Source organism: Helicobacter cinaedi PAGU611, from assembly GCF_000284635.1.
Classification (GTDB): domain Bacteria; phylum Campylobacterota; class Campylobacteria; order Campylobacterales; family Helicobacteraceae; genus Helicobacter_C; species Helicobacter_C cinaedi.
The window spans coordinates 1196768-1212778 of the sequence record NC_017761.1; the positions used below are offsets into that span (position 1 = coordinate 1196768).

The window sequence follows — 16011 nt, forward strand, 5'->3', positions numbered from 1 at the left end:
GTTATAATAACATTTACCATACAATTAAAAGTCTTATTTACTATATTTCGTAATTTTTAAAAATAAAAGGATATAAATGCATTTTCACTCAAGTCTTGAACTTATCGGTAATACGCCACTTGTAGAGCTTTCACGCATAGCAATTCCAAATAACAACCGCATTTTTGCCAAACTTGAATCCTACAATCCCGCTGGGGGTGTGAAGGACCGCGTAGCCTTGCATATTTTGCAAAAGGCACAAAAAGAGGGCAAACTACATAAAGATTCTGTGGTGATAGAAGCAACGGCAGGGAATACCGGACTAGGCATTGCCTTTGTGTGTTTGCATTTTAATATCAAGGCGATTTTAGTCGTGCCGGATAAATTTTCTACTGAAAAGCAGATTCTAATGCGAGCTTTAGGGGCAGAAGTGATCAACACACCAAAAGAGCTAGGCATACAAGGAGCGATTGATAAAGCTAAAGAATTGCTAGATTCTACCCCGCATTCTTTTAGTTTGCATCAATTTGAAAATCCGCTAAATCCACAGGCACATTATGAGACAAGTGGCAAGGAGATCTATGTGCAAATGCAGGGCGTGCGAGACTTAGCACCTGTGCTGGATTATTTTGTATGCGGTGCTGGAAGTGGTGGCAGCTTTAGCGGTGTGGCAAAATACCTAAAAGAGCAGGATTCTAGGATACAAGCTGTGCTATGCGATCCTATCGGCTCTGTGATTGGCGGAGGGCAAGAGGGGTGTGCGAATATTGAGGGCATTGGTAATAACTTTATCCCAAAGACTATGGATACAAGCCTTATAGATAGAGTAGAAAAAATTAGCGATGAAGAAGCGTATCAAGGGCTAAAAATCTTAGCTAGAGAAGAAGGAATCTTAGCTGGAATCTCATCAGGGGCGTGTTTGCAAGCGTGTTTAAAACTCGCCCAAGAAGTAGAAAACAAGCTCATCGTTACACTCTTTGCCGATGATTTAAGCAGGTATTTGAGTAAGAATCTTGTGTAAAATATACAGAGATTTTATATAATTACATAATTTTTTAAGGTGGTGCAATGCAAGTTAGTTTTATTGATTTATTTGCTGGAGTGGGTGGATTCCACCTAGCGTTATCACAAGCAAATAATGGGGGGGGGGCAAAATACTACAAAATGTGTATTTGCAAGTGAGATAGATTCTAACGCACAAATAACCTATACGCAAAACTTCCCACACACTCCGCTTTATGGCGATATTACGCAAGATTCTACACAAGCCTTTATCCCCAAAGATTTTGATATTTTATGTGCTGGATTTCCTTGCCAAGCCTTTAGCATAGCTGGTTATCAAAAAGGCTTTGAGGACACACGAGGGACACTCTTTTTTGAAATTGCAAAAATTACTAAAGTCCATAAGCCAAAAGTGCTATTTTTAGAAAATGTTAAAAATCTAAAAAACCACAATAATGGCAAGACATTTCAAGTCATCAAATACACTTTAGAATCTTTAAATTACATCGTGTATGATTCTATACTTAACACCGCTACACACGCAAATATCCCGCAAAATAGAGAGCGGATTTTCATAATCGCTTTTCATAAAGATAAAGTGAAAAATCACGCAGATTTTAGCTTCCCAAGTCCTATAAAACTAACAAAAGCCATACATAATTGCATAGATTCTAACAAACAAGATGATAGTTTCTACTATACACCAAAGAGTAAATATTATGCGTGGCTAGAAAAAGAAGTGATAAAACAAGATAGCATTTATCAGCTAAGGCGTATTTATATACGAGAAAATAAAAGCAAACTTTGTCCAACATTGACTGCAAATATGGGGACAGGTGGGCATAATGTGCCAATCATTAAGGATAATTATGGTATCCGCAAACTCACACCTAGAGAATGCTTTAATTTTCAAGGCTATCCTAAAAGTTTTAAGCTACCAAACCTAGCAAACTCTAGGCTTTATATGTAGGCTGGAAATTCTATTACCCTGCCATTAGTTAAACGCATAGCACAAGAGATTTTAAAGGTGCTAAATAATGGGTAGTTTAGATTTTTATGCAATTGATAAAGAACAAAATAAAAATTATGCAAAATCTTTAAGTATTATCGCAACTTTATCAAGGCTTTTTAGTGACAATACAACACCTTATTTGCATTATAGGATTATGGAAAATCTTTTTTGTGATTGTTTTGGATTTGAGAATCTTAGTCGCTCTGACACTGCCTATGATGCAAGGCTAAATCACTTGGGAGTAGGGTTAAAAACTTTCATTTGTAATAGTAATGCAAGTATTGAAAAAGTGGCAGAATTTAATAAAGATTCTGCGTTTTTAAAACACATAACAGACAAAAGAGATTTAGCAGAAAAACTAGCACATTTACGCAATGAACGCATAGAATCTGCTAATAAAATTTATGATATAAAGGATTCTATTTATCATATCATCGCAAGACAGGATAAAAAACTACTCTTTTTTGAAACTGATTATAAAAAAATCAATATAAACAATATACAAAAGATTAAAAATAATGATAAAAGCTTAAGTTTTTACGATGGCAGTAATGAATATATTTTTAATCATTCTAAAAGCGTTTTGCAGAGAAAATTTTATATCCCTAAAAATCCTCATATTTTAGAAATAGAAATCGTCAAAAACCCCTTTGAGCTACTTCTATCGCTACAAGACTTGCAAATAAAACAACATAAAGAAAAAATTGCAGGGCTTGATTATGTCATTTTGCCTTTGTATAGTATGAAAGGCGGGGTAAAAAATGTGCCCGAAAAAAGCGGATTAAATCAATGGAATGCAGGGGGTAGGACACGAAAATATGGCGAAGTGTATATCCCTGTGCCAAGAGAAATCCACAAAAAATATCCTAACTTTTTCCCACCAAGAGATGAGATATTTACCCTAACAACGCCTAATAAAGAACAATTACAAGCCAAACTCTGCCAAGATAATGCAAAAGCACTAATGAGTAATCCAAACACAGACTTAGCAAAATGGCTTTTACAAACTGCCTTGCATTATAAAGAAGGGGAGCTTGTAACTTATGAGAGAATGCTAGAGCTTGGCTTTGATAGCGTGATTATCACAAAGCATTCGCAATCACGCTTTAGTATAGACATTATGCCACTTGATAGCTATGAGAAGTTTATATCATAACGCTTGCCGATGATTTAAGCAGGTATTTGAGTAAGAATCTCGTGTAAAATATGAAGTGATTTTGTATAATTGCGTAATTTTATAAGGCAGTGCAATTAAAAGGTGCAAGATGGATATGATTGATACTTTCACGCAAGTAAAAGAATGTGTCTATAAAGGAAGGACTTATTCTGTAAGGGATAATGGTGCAGTATTTCGTCACGCAAAAGATAAGATATGTAAAAATGATAATTATTGGAGTTTTGGCACACTAAACCATAAAAATGGCTATCTTCATCTTGGCTCTGCGAGAGTGCATAGGATTGTAGCTCTAGCTTTTCTAGGTGAGCCGCCAACACAAGAACACATTGTAGATCATATTGATACCAATCGTCAAAATAATCGTCCAGAAAACCTTCGCTACCTTACACGACTTGAAAATGCCCTGCTTAATCCGCTCACGCGTCAAAAGATTATTTATCATTGTGGAAGCATTGAAGCGTTTTTAAAAAATCCTAAGATTCTAAGAGAGAAAGTTGTAGCAAATGAATCTCAAAATTTCCAATGGATGCGACAGGTCAGTGTAGAAGAAGCACAAAATTGCCTTAAGAATTTAGAATATTTATTTTTGCAAAGAAAGTCAAACAAGAAAGAGCTTTCTTATCAAAATAATAGTTTGGGTGAATGGATTTATAAGCCACTCTATTTTACAGATACACAACCTAGTGAATCCATACAAGATGATTTTTATGACACACAAGCTATCTCTCCAGCAAACGCAAAGCAAAGGGACTGGAGAACGCCAAGTGAATTTCCACTTTGCCCAAACACAAACGAGCCAAATCCGCTTGAAACCTATGCGAAAAATATGCAACAAGGCAAAGTATTTGCAAGTAATCAATATGGCACATCTGTGATTATGGAATATGCCCTTTTACAAGGTAATATGCCACAAGATAGGCAGAACATTAAAGATTCTCATATACAAGATTCTAAAGTTAATGAAAATGCCTTGCTTGTGCTTTGCAAATTTGAACCACCAAATGCAAAGGCATATTCTTTAGCAAAAGTTACATACGAGAATGATTGTTTTATTCACACAGCTTTAGGGACATATTTTGATGAAAATGGCGGACGCAAATATTTCACTCTCGCACAAGGACTAGAATGGAAAGGTGGGGAAGTTTTTGATGACTATTGCTAGAAATGGGCATATAGTATGGAAAAAGTCAAGTGATATATAATCCTAGAATCTTATTTTATTCTATGTGCTAGAATCTTTGCATTTAACAAACAAAGCAAAGGCGGTGATTTATGGGCATTTTTATAAGATTATTTAAGGTTAGCACAAAGGCTAAGATTCTAATGCCTTTGGCGTTTATAGCGTTTGCAAATATGGCTTTTGCTGATAGTGAGAGCTTACAAAAGTTGTTTAAGGAATATAATGTAAGCAAAGATAAGCAAGAGTATATCAACAAAGAATGCAATAAGGAAGTCCTTAAAGATAATTTCAAGGATTTAAGTAAGATAGAGCAAATCTATAAATTTGAAGTAGCACGGATTGATTGTGAAGTGAATAACTTAGGCGAAGTGCTAGGCTCAACACAAGGCATTTTAGCTTCACTTAATTATGGCTATGATGAGTATGACAAGCTTTTAAACAAATACTACAAACTCTACCACGCTGAAGTCAAAAAGAAAGGCAAAACCACGCCAACAGGGGCTTTCTCCCACGAGCCAAGTATAAAAAAGGGGCCACACTGCTAGAAGAGCAAAGAGCGTGGCTCAAACTCCGCGATAGCTATGAGGCATACACAAAGACACATCACGCACATATCTATGATATAAATGGCGGTGGCACGATATATAGCATTAGTGTGAGCAATGCAAGGCTAGGATTCTTAAAAATGCGCTTAAATGAGCTATTTTCACGCTATTTGATGATGATAATAGATGGTAGCGTAGAGTTTGATAGTCTCTTTGGGTGCAAGCTAGATGGGGATATATAGGCTCAAGTTATAGCCAAATCCTGCAAGATTCCAAGATTCTATGTTTGGCAAAAAGTTTAGAATCTGTGGGTTAGATATGATTCTAAGCTTTGCATTGCTTTGTTTAAGTGATTTTAAAGATTCTATAAATTTATACAATATTAATTTTTTAAAAAAGCTTCTAGGATAGAATACGGCTACAACAACCTAAAGGAGAGAAGATGAAAGATGTGTTGATATTGCAGGCGAGATACAATCAAATGGCGGATAGAGCGATGTTTGCAGTGTTTAATGATATGGTGAAAAGTGGCAAAAAAGATTTGCTTTATAAAGATTGCGGATTGTTTTATAAAAGCATTATTGGTACTGCGGCACATAGCCTTTGCGGGAGTATTGGGCTATTTTTAGGGCAATTTAGTGCATTTGTGGAGCAAAAGCCAAATAAATTAGAATCTTTACTACAACATTTACAGCAAGACTTTACGCTTAAAGATTCCTTGTTGCAGGATTTAAATGCCCTTCAAACACTTCAAGATGACACAGACACAGCGATGATAGAGCTTATCACAAATATGAGTGATTTTAATAAAGTGGAAACTTTGCATTTGGGGCAAAATCTCTCTTTTAGTAAAACAAGGGCGCATTTAATCCTTGCGTTGCTAAATCACGCTACACATCATCGCGGACAGATTGCAGGTGCGCTTGATATACTTGGTGTTGAAAATGATTTTGCCGGAATGCTGGGTATGTAGATTAAATATGTAGGGCAAATGTGAAAATCAAGCAAGTGCATAGATTCAAACATATAAAGAAATAGGCTTTGTAAAGCCTAACACAAAGCCTAGAATCTCATCGCTCAAACCACTTAAAATATAAGAATCTAGCCTTTCATTTTACTTTCCAAAGTTTTAGAATCTAGCCCTAAAGCTTATAAAAATCCATACAGATTCATAAATCACCCCAACTTTTGCCAAACACTTAGAAGCAGGTATTCTTAACGCAAACTAAGCAATTCTAGCTCACAAAAAGTTTTTTTGTTTAATCTAATGCTTAAATTTAAATCCCTACCCCAAATGACTTAACAAGATTCAAGTAAATATGGCAAGTTATTTAACTAAAATTTTATTCCACTCTACTTTGGGATTTTAAGGCAGTTATTTTTATACCGCTACAAAAAATAGAGTTTTTGGAATAAAATTTCTTGCTTGTAATTCAACAAAGATTCCTAAAATCTTAGAATCTTAGCCTACAAACACAATACCCCAAAACCCTAAAACTTCTTCATATTTGCATCTTGTAAAATATCTTGCGCGATATGCTCTACACCTAGGCTAATTTCTTGCGTCTTATGTGCGGTTTGCGTGTTATGATTTGTTATCTCTTCTAGGGCAACAATGCTTCATTGATATGCTCAATGCCCTCCATTTGCACCTTAATCGACTCGCCCATATCATTAATGCTTTGCACAAGCAGATTCACACTTGCCCCTATCTCGCCTAAGCTTTTTTGTGTGCGTTCAGCCAAGTTTCGCACTTCATCGGCAATGACTGCAAAGCCCCGCCCGTACTCCCCAGCCCTTGCCGCTTCAATCGCCGCATTCAACGCCAAAAGATTAGTTTGATCGGCAATCTCTGCGATAAATCCTAGAATCTTTTTAATATCATCGCTTTGCTGCACCACTTCTTGAGCCTTACTATCAACACCCTGCATAGATTCTGCAATCTCTCTTACCGCATTTGCCGTCTCTTCTAGCGACTTCTGTGTGCTTTCACTCATCACCATTACAGAATCTTCTAACTCTTTTGCCTTAATATTTAGCGATTTTGCAAAATCAAGGCTTGTAAAAAACATTTTGCGTATCTCTTCGCCCAAATGCCCCACACCTTCATTCATCGCTTGAAGTTCGCCTTGCAGATTCTGTGCTGACCCACTCTCTTGCTTTTGGAAATCATTGTCTGCATATCGCTTCAAAATCTCAAGCACACGCGAGACATTCTCATCAAGGGAAGTTAGCATTTCATTAAACAGCGCGCCAAGTTGGGTTAGCTGCGGATTATTCGCATTTGTCTGTATCTGCAAATGCGAATGCCCCTGCTTGATACCCTCAACCGCCTGAAAAAAATCCTGCAAACTCTTTATATCCTTTAAGAGATTATGCTGGATTGTCTCTTCATTTTCATTGATCGCTTCTGCCATTTCTTGAAACTCATCGCCACTGCGGAGTTTCAAAGGATTCACACTTTTTTGCTTGTGATTTAAAAAGTCAAAAAACTCTAGCAAACTCTTTTTTAATGCGTCTAATAGACTTTAGCAAATACGCCAAAATCACATACAACGCCACCACAAGAATAAGCACAAAAATGCCTAGCATAATGAAAATGGGCTTATTGTTTTGACTAAGCTTATCGGCAATGCGAGATTCTGGGATAATGGAGCAAAGCAGCCATTGCGTTTGAGATTCTACCTTACAAGTTGCGATATTAGAATCTAGTTTAAAAGTCGTTGTGTCCGCACTAAAGCTACTTTTTATCACCTTAGAAAAATCATCACTTTGTAAAATCTTACTCTCATCATTATGGCTGACATAATTGCCATTTTTGTCTATGATGATAATCTCCTGTTCGCTTGTATTCTCATCTTGTGCGTGGATATAGGCATTAAGCGATTTTAGAGCAATATCCACACTTGCCACACCGATGAATCTGCCATTTTCAATCAGCGGAGAGGCAAAGCCAAAAACGGGGATTTTGTAAGACGCCTAAATCCACGGCTCACTTAGCACTTCATCTTTGAGTAAATTTTTGGGATTTGATACCAACTTCTTGTGCGTGGGTCATAGCCATCTTGTGGGTATTGATGTTTGCCATTGCCCCATAGCATTCTCCCGCTAGATTCTATACCGATACGATATAAGTGAGATTAAAATCCCCTGATTCTTGGATAAGGTGGAGATTTTGTGTCATTTGAGATTCATTTAAGCCACTTGCAAGGGCTTCTTTTACGAGTTTGTTAATAAGGCGTTTTTTCTCATCAATATACACATCTATGAGATTTTCTAATTGCGTTACTTGCTTTTCTTGCGTCTCATACTCAATAAGTGTAATAGTCTTTTGTGCGTTAAAATACACAAACCACGCCAAAAGGCTAAAACTCACAAACACCATTAAAGTCGTGCTAATTGATACCTTTGCGTTGATTCCTAATCTTAGTTTCGCCCATTTACCACACCTTTGTCATAAGATATTCCAACATAGGTTAATCATATACACAAAACATAAAAACAAACTTTTCATATATTCATATGAAGCAAATTTCTCATTTTTAATGTGTTTTTACACATTCTTTATATTTTTATTGTCATTTTTGCTTTTCATACATATAAAAATCACAAAATGAACTCTCATTTGGCTTGTTTTCATCATAAGGATAGGCATTTGGTATCATTGTCTTAAACTTCCACTCTACTGCATTTTTTTGCACCCAACTACTAAACTGCCTATGTCGCACATGTTGAGTGTGGGGCTGGTCCTTGTTTGATGAATAGATGATTACAAATTTTTGTGCGTATGCAAAAAGATTACGCATATAAGATTCAAAAATTTCATCATTTATGAGATGATACATCACATCTAACGATAAGCCAAGCTCCACACTGCTAGGATTTTCTAAAAATTCCCCCACTTCATAAAACATCTTACTTTTATCATTAGCAAACTGCTTTTTTACTTTTTCAATCACACAAGGCGACACATCAAGCCCTGTGTATTGGGGATATTCCGCCAAGGAGAGCTGATTCCCATCGCCACAGCCCCATTCTATCACACTTTGAATCTTATGCTTTTTTACAAAGTCATTTATCACTTTTGCCTTAAAAATCGCTAAATCCCCATAGCTCCCAACCCCAGAAGCACCAAGCCCTTGTGAATCTTCGTGGGATTTATAGCGTATCTCCCAATACTCATTACTATCAAAAGCTACTTTTTGCTTCAAATCGGGGTAAAACTTCAGCAAATTTTGAATCTGCCAATCATTCCGCCATTTCGCATTTTCTATCCACAACGCACCACTTTTAGCGGTATCAACAAAGCTTGATTGCATTTTGAGATTATCTCTCACCACATTTATTTTTGTCCCATTTAGAACCGCCATTGCCCAAAACCACAAATCATCGCCATACGGGCAAAGCTCCATAAAAATCTCTTCTTTTAGCACATCTTTATACAAACAATGAGGGGGGGGGGGATATAATATACCGCCAACGCCTGTTGGGAGATTTAAAAACGAAGCTACACTTTGCTTATGTGAAACATCAAGATTCCATTTGAGATAGGGTAGAATCTCGCCGTATTTATCAAAAGTAATACGATGAGCTCGGTGAGTATGAATACAATGCGGATTTTCCTTATACGCATAATAGAGCTTAGAGAGCCAATCCTTAGCATACAACGCATCATCATCGGCACTTACCAAAATAGAATCTGGAAATTCTTTTAAAGCATAAATAAGCTTCTTGTAAGATTTAAGATTCCCCCTAACCCACACTATCTCTAGTCCGCATTGCTTGAAATCCAAAATCTCTTGGGGCAGTGGCGGGTGAAGATTGGCAAACTCATCTTGCGACAGCCATAAAATCACCCTATCTGGCTTAAAATCCTGTATGAACAATGTAAAAAGTGTATAGTGTAATGTGGAGATTCTAGCTGGATATGAAGTAAGCGTTACCACAACTTACGGACGAGATTTCATAGAATCTTTGTGTGCTAAATATGGACTTGTGGGATTTGTAGCATTGTTTTTAGCACCATATAAAAACTCCGCAATCTCCCTATCAAGCCTTGATTGAAGCTCATTTTGTTTATGCTGATTTTTCAACTTTTGCCTTTAATCTTTATTTATACGCAACTTTTAGCTTAAATCTCCGCAGGGTGCTTAATCTCCTAATCATTTGTTAGATTCTTATTTAAAAATTATTCACTACTCTCACAACTTCTTCTGCTTGTTCCTTGCTCATAACCGGGCTAATCGGCAAAGACAACACTTCCCTATGAATCTTTTCAGTAATCGGTAAAGAGAGGAGATTATATTCCTTATAGGCTTCCTGCTTGTGCGGTGGGATAGGATAGTGGATAATTGTCTCAATCCCATTATCCTTTAAATACGCTTGGAATCTTTCCCGCTCTTCGCACCGCACGACAAATAAATGCCACGCGTGTCCTTCTTCACTCACACATTCAGGTAAAATAATCTTTTTATTTGTGATATTTTCGCGGTAAAACTTCGCCACTGCCCTGCGAGATTCATTATCAGAATCTAAATACTTAAGCTTTATTTCTAGGAATGCTGCTTGAAGCTCATCAAGCCTAGAGTTTAGCCCCTTGTAGAGATTAACATACTTTTTATGTGAGCCATAATTCCCTAATGCCCTAACTTTTTCCGCTACTTCTTTGTGCTTTGTGGTTACCGCTCCACTATCGCCTAATGCCCCTAGATTCTTCCCCGGGAAAAATGAGAATCCAGCCACATCGCCAAGTGTGCCAACCCTTCTGCCTTGATATATCGCGCCGTGTGCTTGTGCGCAATCCTCTATAATAGCAAGTTTGTGCTTTTGTGCCAGCTCCCATACCTTTTGCATCTCCACGACCTGCCCATACAAATGTACGACTAAAATCGCCTTTGTGTTGGGTGTTATGGCAGATTCTATTTTCTCCACATCAATGTTATAAGTCTGCAAACTTGGCTCAACAAAGATAGGCTTACACCCATTATCAGAGATAGCCAAAATTGAGGCGATATAGGTATTTGCCGGGACGATTATCTCATCATTTTCCCCCAAACCTAACGCCTTTATGCTTAAACGCAAGGCATCTAGTCCATTACCACAGCCTATGCAATGCTCTATCCCGCAATATTCAGCAAATGCCTTTTCAAAAGCTCTGCTTTTTTCTCCTAAAATATACCAGCCAGATTCTAGCACCTGCTTCATCGCCAATTCTAGCTCATTTTTAAAACGCAAATTAATTGCCTTTACATCAAGAAATGGGACCATTGTATAACTCCTTTACGCAATAGTTTGCTTCTCAAGCGATTGTAGAGATAGAGATATCTATCACCTATTAGCACAACGATACTCATCATAATCATAAATATATTCATCTTTATTATAATAAGTATCGCTTAAAACAAGTAACACACAATCACTTGAAAAATCATACATTTGTTTCCATATCATTTTATCCAAATAAAGTCCCTGATTTGGCGTGTTTAAAACTATCTCTTTTTGCACTTCTCCATTATCAACCCTAATCTTACACTGCCCCTTTAACACAATAAATAAAAATCTGGAATCTCTATTTGCGTGATTCCCCCTCACAACACCATTTGGCACATCAAAAATATAAAACACTCTTTTAATATCAAAAGGGCAATTTGAGCCATTCTGTAAAGCCACTAGCACAGAATCTTTATCACCAAAACACTGAAAATCAATTAGTTGATACACTAGCCCTTCCTTCATATTCTTTCTACATCTTGTTGAATTGTCCGCAATAATCTCGCAGGATTCCCGCCAATCAAAGCATTATCCCCAAAAGATTTTGTTACCACACTCCCACTTCCCACAACACAGCCTTTTCCAAGTTTTACGCCTTTTAACACAATGACATTATTCCCCATAAAGCAATCATCTCCTATTTCCACACCCGCACTTTGTATATACTCTTCATTATTCCTATTCTCTATTGTAAATCCGTGAAAATCAGAACTCATAGCTTGAAAATTTATCCCTAAAACAATTCCTGCCAATGTGAATGTTCTCCTTATATGCAACAAGAAAGAAATTGTTACTGATAAATGTTCCAGAGTCTATACTTATCATAGTATTACCCCCCCCCCCCGCACATCAATATGATTGTACGCATTAAAAAATAAAGGAGACGGATAATAGCCCAGATGCACATTATCAGCAATACATATTTTACCCTCATTCACGCTATGAAAAATCGTAGCTGAATGTATTTTAAAATCCCCAGACACTTTAACATTAGAAACGAAATGACGATAATACGCCACTCTTATTTTTTGCAATATTCTAGCTACTTTATTCATAAAACACTCCTATATTTTCTCACATAATACCGCAATGTCTTCTCTAGCCCACTTGCGAAACTCTCTTGTGGCTTCCAATCTAGAATCTTAGCTATTTTGCTAGAATCAATGGCATAACGCCTATCGTGTCCTGCCCTATCCTGCACAAAAGCAATTTGACTTTGATAAGACTTTTTATCCGCCCTTGGGGCAATTTCATCAAGTAACGCACAAATATGCTTTGCAATCTCTATATTCACACGCTCACAATTCCCACCGACATTAAAAGTCTCGCCATAGCATTGTGAGTGAAACACTACATCAATAGCACGGCAATGATCCTCCACATAGAGCCAATCACGCACATTTTTACCATCGCCATAAATAGGTATTGTCTCACCTTGCAGGGCGTTACGAATGATTGTGGGGATAAGCTTCTCATCGTGTTGCTTAGGACCATAATTGTTAGAGCAATTTGTAATAAACGCCTTTAATCCATAGGTATGGATATAAGATCTCACAAGCATATCGCTTGATGCCTTAGAAGCTGAATAGGGGGAGTTTGGTGCATAGGGTGTAGATTCTGTAAAATACCCACTCTCGCCCAAAGAGCCAAAAACTTCATCAGTGCTAATGTGATGAAACACACAATTTTCCTTGCCCCTTTTTGCAATATGCGGTGCTTCAAACCAATGTAAATAAGCAGTATGCAAAAGATTAAAAGTCCCATTAACATTTGTTTTTATAAACGCATTGGGATTGGCAATAGAATTATCCACGTGGGATTCAGCAGCAAAATGTATCACACTTTCAATCTCATATTTTGTAAAAATCTCATTCACCAAGCCTTCATCGCAAATATCGCCCTGTATAAAAGTATAATTGCTGAAACTTTCCACGCCTTTTAGATTCTCTAGACTCCCAGCGTAAGTAAGCATATCTAAATTTACAATGTGATAATTTGGATATTTTTTCAAAAAATACAACACAAAATTGCTACCGATAAAACCAGCCCCACCCGTTATTAAAATGCTTTTCACTGCCCTGCCCTACTTAAGTCTAAAAGATTTTTCAAATACTCACCATAGCCACTTTTTTGCAAAATACAAGCACGATTCAGTAGTTTTTCTTCATTAATCCAGCCATTATGATAGGCAATCTCTTCTAAACAAGCAATCTTATAGCCCTGTCGCAACTCAATAGTCTGCACAAAAGTAGAAGCCTCCACAAGACTATCGTGTGTGCCTGTATCAAGCCACGCAAAGCCTCTGCCTAGCACTTGAGATCTTAACTTATTTTGCTTAAGATACGCAATATTTACATCGGTGATTTCTAGCTCTCCCCTTGCACTAGGCTTTAAAGATTTTGCAATAGAAATAGCATTATTATCATAAAAATACAACCCAGTTACTGCAAAATTACTCTTAGGATTAAGTGGCTTTTCCTCAATGCTTAACGCCCTACCCTCTTTATCTATCTCTACCACACCAAAACGCTCTGGGTCTTTAACGCGATAGGAAAAAATCGTAGCAATGCCATTTTGTGCCTCTTGCTTTGCCTCTAAAAGCATAGGTGAAAAACCCTGCCCATAAAAGACATTATCCCCCAGAATCAATGCTACATCATCATTGCCTACAAACTGCTCTGCTAAAACAAGTCCTTGAGCTAACCCATCTGGGCTTTCTTGCACAGAGTAACTAATCTCCATACCAAGCCAACTACCATCGCCAAAAATCTCTCTAAATCTTGGTGTGTCTTTAGGGGTAGAAATGATTAAAACCTCTCTAATTTGAGCAAGCATTAGCACAGATAATGGATAATAAATCATAGGTTTATCATAAATAGGCAACAACTGCTTAGATACCATAAGCGTAGATGGATAAAGTCTTGTCCCACTTCCACCTGCTAAAACTATGCCTTTCATCTTATTCTCCAAACTTACTTTTGTATCGCACAAGCATCATAGCATATCTTTTTTTATTGCTTATTCATCAATTTTTAGCACAGCTAAAAATGCTTCCTGTGGTAACTCAACCTTGCCGATAGCTTTCATACGCTTTTTACCCTCTTTTTGCTTTTCTAGCAGTTTTCTTTTACGCGTTATATCCCCGCCATAGCACTTTGCCGTTACATTCTTACCCATTGATTTAATCGTCTCTCTTGCGATAATCTTATTGCCAACACTGGCTTGAATCGCCACTTCAAAAAGCTGCCGCGGCACAATCTCTTTCATAGATTCTACTAATGCTCTGCCTTTTTCATAGCTTTTTGACTTATCTACAATGATTGACAACGCATCTATAACTTCCCCTGCCACGCGTATATCAAGCCGCACCAAATCGCCCTCCCTATACTCAATAGGCTCATAGTCAAAACTCGCATAGCCCTTCGTGCAAGACTTTAGCTTATCATAAAAATCCATCACAATCTCATTGCTCGGCAGCGCATACACAAGCATTACACGACTTTGGGTAAGATAATCCATCTTTTCTTGAATCCCGCGGCGATTTGAAAGCAGTGTGATGATATTCCCCAAATACTCGCTAGGTGTGATGATACTCGCCCGGACATACGGCTCTTTTATAGATTCTATCTTTTGCACTTCAGGCAACTCGCTGGGATTTTGCACCGCTACCATAGAGCCATCAGTAAGATAGACTTCATACACCACCGTGGGGGCAGTGGCAATAAGACTTAGCCCAAACTCCCGCTCCAAACGCTCTTTCACCACTTCCATATGCAAAAGCCCCAAAAAGCCAACGCGGAATCCAAAGCCTAATGCCACGCTCGTTTCCGGCTCAAAACTCAAAGCAGAATCATTAAGCTTCAACTTATTTAACGCGTCGCGTAACTCCTCAAACTTATCTGTCTCAATGGGATAGATTCCCGCAAATACAAAGGGCTTTGCCGGACGGAAGCCCTCTATGGGCTCTTGTGTGGGATTCTTCGCATCTGTAATCGTATCGCCAACTGCCATATCTGTAAGGCTTTTTAACCCAAGTGAGAGAATGCCAATCTCGCCACAAGCGATATTCTGTGTTTGAATCTTTTGCACCGGGTGGGGATAATACAACGCCAACACCTCATACTTTTTCCCACTGCTCATTACCTGCACTTCCTGCCCTACTCTAAGCTCCCCATTCACAAGTCGCACGAGTGCTAAAGCACCAAGATAGTTATCAAACCACGAATCATAGATTAAAGCTTTTGTAGGAGCGTTGCTATCGCCTTGTGGAGCGGGGATTTTCTCAATAATAGATTCTATTAATGCTGTAATGCCTTCCCCACTTTTTGCACTTACTTTCAACGCCTCCGTGCAGTCAAGCCCTATGGTAGATTCTATATCTTCAGCCACTTTGAGTGGATCGGCAGCAGGCAGGTCAATTTTATTAATCACAGGGATAATCTCAAGGTTATTTTCCATAGCGATATAAACATTTGCGATTGTTTGTGCCTCCACGCCTTGACTTGCATCAACCACGAGCAATGCCCCCTCACACGAGCTAAGAGAGCGAGAAACCTCATAGCTAAAATCCACATGTCCGGGGGTATCAATGAGATTTAAAATATAAGTTTGTCCCTTGTAGGGGTAGCTAAGACGCACGGATTGTGCTTTTATCGTGATACCGCGTTCTTTTTCAATATCCATTGTATCCATAATCTGTGCGGTCATCTCCCGCTCACTCACCGCCCCACACTCTTGGATAAGCCTATCTGCAAGTGTGGATTTGCCGTGATCAATATGAGCGATGATGGAAAAATTACGAATATATTGCTGCTGAAAAGCATTTTGCGGATTCATTTCGTGCCTT

The 16011-nt window shown here is 38.0% G+C and carries 21 protein-coding genes; 8 read left to right on the forward strand and 13 right to left on the reverse strand.

The window, feature by feature from the left end; all coding sequences use genetic code 11:
- Positions 1-76 precede the first annotated feature (76 nt).
- The 7 genes from HCN_RS05965 (at position 77) to HCN_RS12490 (ending at position 5137) form a co-directional block, all read left to right on the forward strand.
- A complete protein-coding gene (locus HCN_RS05965) occupies positions 77-1000 on the forward strand; it encodes a PLP-dependent cysteine synthase family protein (protein ID WP_002956434.1) in 924 nt (307 codons plus the stop codon).
- A gap of 47 nt (positions 1001-1047) precedes the next feature.
- Positions 1048-1161 (forward strand): DNA cytosine methyltransferase, encoded by a 114-nt coding sequence (locus tag HCN_RS11950; protein WP_110570848.1) that lies wholly within the window; start codon positions 1048-1050, stop codon positions 1159-1161.
- Positions 1118-1951 (forward strand): DNA (cytosine-5-)-methyltransferase, encoded by an 834-nt coding sequence (gene dcm, locus HCN_RS05970; protein WP_014666867.1) that lies wholly within the window; start codon positions 1118-1120, stop codon positions 1949-1951. The genes HCN_RS11950 and dcm overlap by 44 nt, the downstream gene beginning before the upstream one ends.
- A gap of 67 nt (positions 1952-2018) precedes the next feature.
- Entirely contained in the window at positions 2019-3149 is a 1131-nt protein-coding gene (locus tag HCN_RS05975; protein ID WP_014666868.1) for a phospholipase D-like domain-containing protein, read from the forward strand.
- Between the two features lie 109 nt (positions 3150-3258).
- A complete protein-coding gene (locus tag HCN_RS05980; RefSeq protein ID WP_014666869.1) occupies positions 3259-4332 on the forward strand; it encodes an HNH endonuclease signature motif containing protein in 1074 nt (357 codons plus the stop codon).
- 110 nt (positions 4333-4442) lie between these two features.
- The gene (locus HCN_RS05985) at positions 4443-4895 is read left to right on the forward strand and encodes a hypothetical protein (RefSeq protein WP_014666870.1); all 453 of its coding nucleotides are present in this window, start codon (positions 4443-4445) and stop codon (positions 4893-4895) included.
- Positions 4889-5137, forward strand: a complete 249-nt coding sequence (locus HCN_RS12490; RefSeq protein WP_041309523.1) for a lysozyme inhibitor LprI family protein — start codon at positions 4889-4891, stop codon at positions 5135-5137. The genes HCN_RS05985 and HCN_RS12490 overlap by 7 nt, the downstream gene beginning before the upstream one ends.
- On the opposite strand, the gene HCN_RS11440 is transcribed toward HCN_RS12490, so the two are convergent.
- The gene (locus HCN_RS11440) at positions 5120-5275 is read right to left on the reverse strand and encodes a hypothetical protein (RefSeq protein ID WP_002956424.1); all 156 of its coding nucleotides are present in this window, start codon (positions 5273-5275) and stop codon (positions 5120-5122) included. The two genes, HCN_RS12490 and HCN_RS11440, sit on opposite strands and share 18 nt — an antisense overlap.
- Before the next feature lie 62 nt (positions 5276-5337).
- On the opposite strand from HCN_RS11440, the gene HCN_RS05995 reads away from it, so the two are divergent.
- The gene (locus HCN_RS05995) at positions 5338-5868 is read left to right on the forward strand and encodes a DinB family protein (RefSeq protein ID WP_014666871.1); all 531 of its coding nucleotides are present in this window, start codon (positions 5338-5340) and stop codon (positions 5866-5868) included.
- A gap of 631 nt (positions 5869-6499) precedes the next feature.
- Here HCN_RS05995 and HCN_RS12380 read toward each other — a convergent pair.
- From HCN_RS12380 to lepA, 12 genes are all read right to left on the reverse strand, one after another.
- Positions 6500-7354: a methyl-accepting chemotaxis protein gene (locus HCN_RS12380; protein ID WP_269460649.1), complete on the reverse strand. Its 855-nt coding sequence runs from the start codon at positions 7352-7354 to the stop codon at positions 6500-6502.
- A gap of 25 nt (positions 7355-7379) precedes the next feature.
- A complete protein-coding gene (locus HCN_RS06005) occupies positions 7380-7808 on the reverse strand; it encodes a PDC sensor domain-containing protein (protein WP_014666872.1) in 429 nt (142 codons plus the stop codon).
- Positions 7809-8010: 202 nt separating this feature from the next.
- On the reverse strand, positions 8011-8280 hold the full coding sequence (locus tag HCN_RS06010) for a hypothetical protein (RefSeq protein WP_014666873.1): 270 nt from the start codon (positions 8278-8280) through the stop codon (positions 8011-8013).
- Between the two features lie 193 nt (positions 8281-8473).
- A complete protein-coding gene (locus tag HCN_RS06015; protein ID WP_014666874.1) occupies positions 8474-9841 on the reverse strand; it encodes a class I SAM-dependent methyltransferase in 1368 nt (455 codons plus the stop codon).
- A gap of 3 nt (positions 9842-9844) precedes the next feature.
- A complete protein-coding gene (locus HCN_RS11960) occupies positions 9845-9988 on the reverse strand; it encodes a hypothetical protein (RefSeq protein WP_162129470.1) in 144 nt (47 codons plus the stop codon).
- Between the two features lie 88 nt (positions 9989-10076).
- Entirely contained in the window at positions 10077-11162 is a 1086-nt protein-coding gene (locus HCN_RS06025) for a DegT/DnrJ/EryC1/StrS family aminotransferase (RefSeq protein ID WP_014666875.1), read from the reverse strand.
- 60 nt (positions 11163-11222) lie between these two features.
- Positions 11223-11630 (reverse strand): sugar 3,4-ketoisomerase, encoded by a 408-nt coding sequence (locus tag HCN_RS06030; protein WP_014666876.1) that lies wholly within the window; start codon positions 11628-11630, stop codon positions 11223-11225.
- The gene (locus tag HCN_RS11635) at positions 11627-11917 is read right to left on the reverse strand and encodes an acyltransferase (protein WP_014666877.1); all 291 of its coding nucleotides are present in this window, start codon (positions 11915-11917) and stop codon (positions 11627-11629) included. Before HCN_RS11635 ends, HCN_RS06030 begins: the two co-directional genes overlap by 4 nt.
- A gap of 69 nt (positions 11918-11986) precedes the next feature.
- A complete protein-coding gene (locus HCN_RS11640; protein ID WP_014666878.1) occupies positions 11987-12220 on the reverse strand; it encodes a hypothetical protein in 234 nt (77 codons plus the stop codon).
- Positions 12217-13239 carry a dTDP-glucose 4,6-dehydratase gene (gene rfbB / locus HCN_RS06045; RefSeq protein WP_014666879.1) on the reverse strand — a complete coding sequence of 341 codons (1023 nt, stop codon included), beginning with the start codon at positions 13237-13239 and terminating at the stop codon, positions 12217-12219. Before rfbB ends, HCN_RS11640 begins: the two co-directional genes overlap by 4 nt.
- Positions 13236-14123, reverse strand: coding sequence for a glucose-1-phosphate thymidylyltransferase RfbA (rfbA, locus tag HCN_RS06050; RefSeq protein ID WP_014666880.1), 888 nt, complete (start codon positions 14121-14123; stop codon positions 13236-13238). Before rfbA ends, rfbB begins: the two co-directional genes overlap by 4 nt.
- Positions 14124-14183: 60 nt before the next feature.
- A complete protein-coding gene (gene lepA / locus HCN_RS06055) occupies positions 14184-16001 on the reverse strand; it encodes a translation elongation factor 4 (protein ID WP_014666881.1) in 1818 nt (605 codons plus the stop codon).
- Positions 16002-16011 lie beyond the last annotated feature (10 nt).

What these genes read in the sequence shown, in the direction of transcription:
- HCN_RS05975 (WP_014666868.1), top strand. Translation starts at nt 2,019, where the DNA reads ATGGGTAGTTTAGATTTTTATGCAATTGATAAAGAACAAAATAAAAAT.
- HCN_RS05980 (WP_014666869.1), top strand. Translation starts at nt 3,259, where the DNA reads ATGGATATGATTGATACTTTCACGCAAGTAAAAGAATGTGTCTATAAA.
- rfbA (WP_014666880.1), bottom strand. Translation starts at nt 14,123, where the DNA reads ATGAAAGGCATAGTTTTAGCAGGTGGAAGTGGGACAAGACTTTATCCA.
- HCN_RS05995 (WP_014666871.1), top strand. Translation starts at nt 5,338, where the DNA reads ATGAAAGATGTGTTGATATTGCAGGCGAGATACAATCAAATGGCGGAT.
- HCN_RS06025 (WP_014666875.1), bottom strand. Translation starts at nt 11,162, where the DNA reads ATGGTCCCATTTCTTGATGTAAAGGCAATTAATTTGCGTTTTAAAAAT.
- HCN_RS05965 (WP_002956434.1), top strand. Translation starts at nt 77, where the DNA reads ATGCATTTTCACTCAAGTCTTGAACTTATCGGTAATACGCCACTTGTA.
- HCN_RS06030 (WP_014666876.1), bottom strand. Translation starts at nt 11,630, where the DNA reads ATGAAGGAAGGGCTAGTGTATCAACTAATTGATTTTCAGTGTTTTGGT.
- dcm (WP_014666867.1), top strand. Translation starts at nt 1,118, where the DNA reads ATGGGGGGGGGGCAAAATACTACAAAATGTGTATTTGCAAGTGAGATA.
- HCN_RS06010 (WP_014666873.1), bottom strand. Translation starts at nt 8,280, where the DNA reads ATGGTGTTTGTGAGTTTTAGCCTTTTGGCGTGGTTTGTGTATTTTAAC.
- HCN_RS05985 (WP_014666870.1), top strand. Translation starts at nt 4,443, where the DNA reads ATGGGCATTTTTATAAGATTATTTAAGGTTAGCACAAAGGCTAAGATT.
- HCN_RS11950 (WP_110570848.1), top strand. Translation starts at nt 1,048, where the DNA reads ATGCAAGTTAGTTTTATTGATTTATTTGCTGGAGTGGGTGGATTCCAC.
- lepA (WP_014666881.1), bottom strand. Translation starts at nt 16,001, where the DNA reads ATGAATCCGCAAAATGCTTTTCAGCAGCAATATATTCGTAATTTTTCC.
- HCN_RS11640 (WP_014666878.1), bottom strand. Translation starts at nt 12,220, where the DNA reads ATGAATAAAGTAGCTAGAATATTGCAAAAAATAAGAGTGGCGTATTAT.